The sequence below is a fragment of the Sulfitobacter sp. HI0129 genome, assembly GCF_001635395.1.
Taxonomy (GTDB): domain Bacteria; phylum Pseudomonadota; class Alphaproteobacteria; order Rhodobacterales; family Rhodobacteraceae; genus Sulfitobacter.
Genome location: NZ_LWGH01000406.1, coordinates 1 through 7,220 on the forward strand (window position 1 = coordinate 1; position 7,220 = coordinate 7,220).

General features: G+C 66.6%; 5 protein-coding genes. 1 reads left to right on the forward strand and 4 read right to left on the reverse strand.

Translation table 11 applies throughout. The features are described 5' to 3' along the window. A partial coding sequence (locus A3764_RS10805; RefSeq protein ID WP_067951578.1) for an oligosaccharide flippase family protein occupies positions 1–988 on the reverse strand: 988 nt, incomplete at its 3' end. Positions 989–1,140: 152 nt separating this feature from the next. On the opposite strand from A3764_RS10805, the gene A3764_RS10810 reads away from it, so the two are divergent. Continuing rightward, complete coding sequence (locus tag A3764_RS10810; RefSeq protein ID WP_067928391.1) at positions 1,141–2,334, forward strand: glycosyltransferase; 1,194 nt, start codon at positions 1,141–1,143, stop codon at positions 2,332–2,334. A 4-nt stretch (positions 2,335–2,338) separates the two neighbouring features. Here the strand turns inward: A3764_RS10810 and A3764_RS10815 are convergent, their stop codons facing one another. From A3764_RS10815 to A3764_RS10830, 3 genes are all read right to left on the reverse strand, one after another. Next, entirely contained in the window at positions 2,339–3,181 is an 843-nt protein-coding gene (locus A3764_RS10815) for a glycosyltransferase (RefSeq protein ID WP_067928388.1), read from the reverse strand. A 2,539-nt stretch (positions 3,182–5,720) separates the two neighbouring features. Further along, positions 5,721–6,662 carry a hypothetical protein gene (locus A3764_RS10825; RefSeq protein ID WP_150121570.1) on the reverse strand — a complete coding sequence of 314 codons (942 nt, stop codon included), beginning with the start codon at positions 6,660–6,662 and terminating at the stop codon, positions 5,721–5,723. A gap of 15 nt (positions 6,663–6,677) precedes the next feature. Continuing rightward, on the reverse strand, positions 6,678–7,220 hold a 543-nt coding region (locus tag A3764_RS10830), incomplete at its 5' end, for a 4'-phosphopantetheinyl transferase family protein (RefSeq protein ID WP_067951577.1).

The following is a 7,220-nucleotide window of genomic DNA, read 5'->3' on the forward strand; positions in this document are numbered from 1 at the left end:
GCATCAGGACGACGCCCAGCAGCACCACGATCGCCCCGCTTTGCGCATAGCGCGGATCATAAAGCAGATCGACGAGCATGGGCCCCGCAAACGCCATCCCCGCCAGCAGCAGCATGACACTCGCGGTCAGCCCATAGCGCATGGGCCGCAGCCGTGATGAGCCCTTCGCGGCGGTTTCGCGGTAGATGGGGATCATCACCCGTCCGCTCACGCTTAGGCCGAGAAGCAGCGGAAAACTCGCCAGGAAATAGCCGATATTATAGATGCCCAGCGTTTCGAGCGCCAGGAAGCCACCCAGAATGGCCTTGTCCCCCTGACTGGCGAAAAACCATCCCATGGTGGAGAGAAATATCCATTTGCCGAATGACACAAGCTCCCGCAGCGACCGCGCCTCCCAGCGGAACCTGTTGGGCGGCCCCGGCAGGAACGTCCAGGTCAGCCCAAGCTTCGCAAGAATGCCGATCACTCCGCCGATCACCAATGCGGCCACCGACTGCAAAAGCAGTGCCAGCACGATCATGGCAACAATCCCCACAATTTGCGAGGTGAGGTCGAGCAGCGTCAGCCGCCCCATCGCCAGATGCCGATGCGCCGTTTCGATCCGCGTCGGGTTGAAGCCCGCCACGGCAAGCCCCAGCCCGGCGATCGGCAGGTAATAGATCAGCGCCGGCGCGTCATAGAGCCATGCCGCGGGATAAGCCAGAAGACAGGCCACCAGCCAGAGCGCGAAGCCCCGGATGGCCTGTATCGTCCATGCGGTGTTCAGAAAGTCGGGATCGTCGCCGCGTTTGCTCTGCGCGATGGAAGGTCCGATGCCAATGTCTGAGAACAGCGTCAGCCCCACCGTCACTACGGAGATAAGCGCCATGAGGCCAAACGCCTCCGGAAACAGCAGCCGCGTCAGGATCAGGTTCGACGCCAGGCGGATCGCCTGCGACGCGCCGTAGCCCAGCACGATCCATGAGGCGGAGCGTATCACACGGGCCATCAGGCGGTTGCCGCTCAGCAGTCGTAAAGCCCCAGCAAACACCAAAAACATCGCCCCTGATCCGGTTTCGCGGCAGACTAGTGGCTCGGGCGGCCTTGTGCCAGTGGCAAGGCTGCGGGTAACAAGGTGCAACCGCGCAAGGGGGCCCCGCGTTGCACATCGCCTACATCCTGAACACCTATCCGCAGCCCTCCCACTCCTTCATCCGCCGAGAGATCCGCGCGCTCGAAGCGCAGGGCCACCAAGTGAGCCGCATCGCCATGCGCGGCCCCGATGCGCCGCTCGTCGATGCGCAGGACCGGGCAGAGGCGGAACGCACGGAGCATGTGCTGGCATTGGGCGGCGCGGAGCTGGGCCGGGCAAGCTGGCGCCGCCTGCGTACAGCCCCGCGGGAGTGGTGGTCGGCGGCACGGCGGGCCTGGGCACTGGGGCGCGCGTCGGAAACCGGTGTGCTGCGGCATATGATCTATCTCGCCGAAGCCGCGGTGGTGGCGGAGCGTTGCGCCGACATGGGCGCGGATCACGCCCACGCCCATTTCGGGACCAATGCCGCAACCGTGGCAATGCTCGCGCGGATCATGGGCGGCCTGCCCTACAGCTTTACCGTGCATGGCCCTGAAGAGTTCGACAGCCCGCGCGCGTTGTCCTTGGGCGAAAAGATCGCCCGCGCCGCCTTTACCGTGGCGATCAGCCAATACGGGCGCAGCCAGTTGTGCCGCTGGGCCGACCCGGAAGACTGGGACCGCATCAAGGTCGTCCATTGCGGGATCGATCCATCGCGCTTCGCCGCATTGCGCCCTCTGACGGACGGACCCCGGCGCATCCTGTCGATCGGACGTTTCGTGGAACAGAAGGGCCAGCTCGCCCTGATCGAGGCGATGGGAAAGCTGCGCCATCCCACCCTGCATCTGACGCTCGTGGGCGACGGCGAGATGCGGCCCCGCATCCGGGCCGCCATTGCGCGCCACGGGCTGGAGGACCGGGTCACGCTAACCGGCTGGGTCGATGAGGCCCGGATAGAGGACGAACTGGCCGCCTCCCATGCGCTGGTGATGCCCAGCTTCGCCGAGGGCCTGCCCATGGTGGTGATGGAAGCCATGGCCGCGGCGCGCCCGGTCATCGCGACCTATGTGGCCGGCACGCCGGAACTGGTGCTGCACGGCCAGACCGGCCGGCTGGTGCCTGCAGGCGATACGCAGGCGCTTTGCACGGCGCTGCAGGCGCTTGCCGATGCGCCGCTCGGCACGTTGGACAGGATGGGCCGCGCGGGCCGCGCGAGGGTCTTCGTCCGCCACGACGTGAACAGCGAGGCCGCGAAGCTCGCAGCCCATTTCGCAGACGTCTAGGGCTTCAGCGCCCCCGGGCCCATGGATCCGCACTGCGGAAAAGCGGCAGATGCACGGTAAGGCGCACCGCGACAAAGGCGGCAAAAGCGACCGGATCGCGCAGGGCACGCCGCCAGACCGGCACCCCGCCCCCCCCTGAGTCCTCGTTCCGCAGAAGTTGGGGATAGCGTTCCGCGATCTCCGTGACTCCGTAATCCTGCCGCCGCCGTACTCGCACCAATGGCCCGAAACCTTCGATCATCGGCCAGCGATAGCCGGCGCGGACGGCGATGCGCTCTTCCGGGCTAAAGTGGAGCCGCGCGAATGTGTCGTCCGATATGATGTGCGGCCAGTCCTGCCACCGATCCCGCCCCGCCCGGTTCATGGCGAAAAGGCCGAAGCCCGGCACGCCCTCGGTCAGGAAGGGCGTGGTGAGCCAGAAGCGCGTGTAGGCCGCGCTCATCCGGCTGCCCGCTGTCGTGACCTCTGCCCGACCGCTGGCGTAACGCGGCGGTGCTACATCGAGCGCTTCGGCAAGCTCGGCCAGCAGCGCGGGGGAGACCAGCACATCAGCGTCGAGATAAACGAGAATGCGCCCCCTCGCCACGTCCTCACCTGCGTTCAGCGCGTTGAGTTTGCTGCCCTGCCGCAGGTCCAGTACCGTCAGCGGCCAACCCTTTTCCGCAAAGGTCGCCTGATGCGCGCGCGCCACCGCTGCCGTGTCATCGGTGCATCCATTGGCCACCACGATGACCTCGGTGGTCAGACCGGCGGGATCGTCCGATTCCAGCAGCGCCTGCAGGCAGCCGGGAAGATAGGCCGCCTCGTCATGGGCGGGGATCAATATGCTGATGGCAGTGTCGTTCATTCGAACTCAACCAGTGCTTCCCAGCGGGGGTTTTCATCCCCCAGATGCCGCCGCGCGCCCCAGCTTCCCCATTTCACCGGCGCGAAGACATCGACGTAGGCGTTGAAAAGCTGGCCGCCTACTGCCCGCCAGTTTTCCAGCAGGGTCGAATAGAGCGCCCCCATTTCGGCACTGTAGTTGAGGTGGTGAAAGAAGGCTGTCAGCTCCGCGTCATCCACCAGCGGACCAAGGCCCACGACGTGACTGCCGCCCTCGTACATCACCAGATCGAGGTCGTGCGCCTGCGCCACCGCCGCGTGGTAGGGCCAGACCCGCAGCGCCAGATCCGCCAGCGTATCGACCGGATCGCCCCCAAGCGCGCCATCGCGCAGTTCCCGTGCCGCGAGCGTTGTCGCGTGATCGAACCGGTGGGCCTGCACATGGTCCCGCGCGGCCTGCCCCGTCAGGTCAAGGGCGGCGGCCCCGGCTTCGGCCCGGGCGAGGCTTTCGTCCAGCCAGTCCTGCACCACCTCGCGCCGGTCCGCCTTGCCCAGCACGCCGCCGAAATAGCCTGTCACCGCATAGGCGTCGAACGCCTCCGCGGGAGCTGCCTTCCCCATCTTTTGCGCCAGCGGCGCGTCCAGCAGGGGCTTTTCATATCCGAGCCAGCCGGTATGCGTGGCCACCACGTTCACAAGCCGGGCAGCATCAGCGTCCGCGAAGACGTCCGACCAGATGCCCGCAACCTCCGCTGCCCGCATCCCGTGATATTGCGCCGCGGCACCCGCATCCCCCCAAAGCGCCTCGGCCTGCGCCGCGACCCAGGCGGCCTGTTCGAACCGCGTGTTCCAGACCTCATTGGAATACTCGACATAGACTTTCAGCGCAGGATCGAGGTTTTCCGACACATAGCGGGCGAAGTTGCGAATGTAGGTGTCGTCCGCCCGGTGCGGCAAGGTGAACCAGCCATCGGTGCCGACCTCGTTCGACAGGCGGACCAGCAGTTCCACCGGCACGCCCTTGCGGGCATAGGTCACGTCCTCAGCGCGGGGCCGGTCCTTCCATTCGTGCTGATCCGAATTGTTGGTGGCCATCCAGTCCATGAAACGCAGGGCGTCGAATTCCGCGATCAGGTCGAGCCAGAGTGGGTGAAACACTTCACCCGCGTCGAAGCGGGCCGCGTAATCCTGCCGCACCACGGTGATATTGCGCAGCGGATCGGCAGGGAAGATGCGCTGAAGCCGGATATCCACGCCGCCGGGGCCGGGCGTGAACTCGAACGTTACCTCGTTCTTGCCATAGCGCACATTGGTCGCGCGCCCCGCCACTTCGACGATCCCGCGCCCGTCAAAGCGCAGCCGATAACGACCGCTCAGCCCTTCGGCATCGGCGGGCAGGTCCGTCAGGATGAGCGTGCCGATACTGCCGACGATNGGCGGCANCCGAAGCGGCCAACCGTCGGGGTCAAGGAACCCGGTCGCCTGCAAATCCTCGTAGGACATGCCGCCCCACTTACCGGGGAAATGCCCGATCCACGGCCGGGCGAGCTTCATCACGTCAAGAAAGGGCTGCTGGGTGGCCCAGTCGCTGACCGGCGCAAGCCCGATCGCCATGTCGGACCGGCCGGGAACGGGCGTGAACTCCCCCGGGGGCGTCGGGTCCGCGCTCACAGGCGCTGCAGCTTCCGTTTCCGCCCCTGGGGGGCCGGTGGCCGGGGGCGGTGCCGCGGGTTCCTGCACCGTGGCGGCGCGTGCCTGCTGTTCCGGGGTACGGGCGCGATAGGTTTCGACCGCCTCCCACGCGATCCCCTGCAGGGTGCGCGCCAGATCTGCATCGGGGGCGTCGAAGGCTTTGCCATATCGATCGGTGAATTCCGCCGGCAGGCCCAGCGGGGACTCTCCGGTCAAGGTCGCGTATTGGACCATGGCCACGAAATAATGCCCCAGATCGCTCAGATGGATATCGTCGTCGAAAAGCCGCGCGATGTTGTCGATGCCTTCGACGGCGCCTGCGGCGATACGGTCGTGCAGCAGCGCCATGCCTTGCCCGGCAGGAATGATCCGCACAGGGGCCGCCCCATCGCGGCGCCCGGCGGAGACGCTCTGCGCGATGCTTTCCCAGACCGGCAGATCGGCGTCCAGCCGGGCGCGCCACGGGGTACCCGCCCCGTCGTCATGTTCCACCGGCTCGCCCGTTCCGCTGCGCAGGCTGTGCCAAGTCTCCTGCAGATATACCTGTGCGTCCGGGTTGGCAGACACGGCGAGACCATAGAACGCCTGCGCATAGACATCCGTTTCCGACCATTTCACATGATTGGCCAGCGGCAGCGCCTCCGTCAGGATCAGGTGGGTGACCTCCCCCTCCGGCAGGACGGCGCGGGCATCCACCCCTTCGGCGGTATCGGAGTTGTCCCAGTTGTAGCGCAGGGGCGCGCCGTTGATGATCTGCGCCGCCACCTCGCCCTGCCCCTGCCCGGCGCGCAGGGCGTCCTGCAGCATTTCGGGGCCCGTGGGACCGAACAGGCTGTGGCCCACCATCAAAACCGAAATGGCCGTGTCGATCACGCCCATGCTGTCACCCCGGTTTCGGGCAGGCGTAACACCACCTCGCCGACAACCTCCTGCATCGCGCGTGCCGCGGTGGTGGAAAGGGGCGCCATTGCCGTGCCGTCCGCGCGCATGAGGTCATGCGGCAGACCCAAAGGATTCTTGTGATAGAGCGTTGCGTAATGGGTAAGCGCCATGAGGTAGTTTCCTGCATCGCCAAGATGAATGGTATCACGGCTGCCATCGGGCGCAGTGGCGAAAAGCCCGTGCCGGTCGGCCAGCCCCGGGTAGCCGCCCTCAGCCTCCAGCCGCCGCACGAAGGTGCCAATGACCTGCCCCCCCGGTACGAGGTAGAGCGGCAGCCCCGCCTCCCGCGCGGGCCGCGCCAACGCGCCCAGCCAGTAGCGCGCAAGGTCCCCGTCGATCCGGGTAAGCCATCCGGCGGGATCGTCGGTCCGATGCCATGTTTCATAAAGGTAAAGCCGCACGTCGTCGCGGGCATCAAGCGCGGCCTGCGACCAGAGCTTCAGATGCGCGGCCCCGTCGTGATATTTGAGCGCATCCGCGATCTCGACCATCTCGGTAAAGACGATGGCATCATACGTGCCTGCGGCGACGGCCTCGCGGGCGGGGCGGAATTGGGCATGGCCGTTCATCTCGGCGAAACCTGCAACGGGTTCGTCCGGATCCCAATGCTGTTTCAGCGTCGCCCCCCAACCCAACTGGCTGGCGAACTCATGGTCCTCCCCCGCCAGTTGCGCCAGCATGGCGGGCATGTCGTGGCCGACCAGCGAATGACCCAGATGATAGACCGACAGGGCGCCCACGGGCGGCGCGAGATCGGGCAAGGGCGGCAGCGGCGCTTCGCCGCGGGACCGGGTACGCAGCAGGGTAACACCGCCCAAGACAAGCGCTGCGAGCGAATAGATGGCGGTTCTGCGGGAGATGGGTGTCACGACAACGGGCCTCCGTCAGCTACCCTGCCCAAACGCCACGAAGCTGACAAGCCGCCCGGCGCAGATCCGCTGCCGACCCTCCATCACAAGGCCGCGCCCAAAAGGGGGCTGTGCCACGGCAAGCCGCGCCTCGAACGCGCACTCCCCGAGGGTCAACAATTCGATATCGTGGAAGGACATCATCCGCCCCGTAAGCGGATAGATCGCTTTGTAAGCGGCCTCTTTCGCGCTGAATATCGCCTTTGCGGAATGGGAGGCGCCCCGGATATCGAAACGCGCCCGCTCCGCTTCGGTGCAGATCAGGGGGATGAGATCATCTTCCAGCGGGCTCGCGTCTTCGAGATCAAGGCCCAACGAGCGCCAGTGATCCGTCCGCGCGGCCACGGCAAGGGCCCAATGATCATCGTGAGTGATGCTGCCGCAGAAGCCTGCGGGCCACTGCGGTGCCCTGTCCGCCCCCATGGGGATCGCGATTGCGGTGCCGCCCGCCGCGCGCAACGCCTGCCGTGCCGCCGCCCGCCCCGCTGCGAATTCACGCTGCCGCTTCGGGACGGCGTT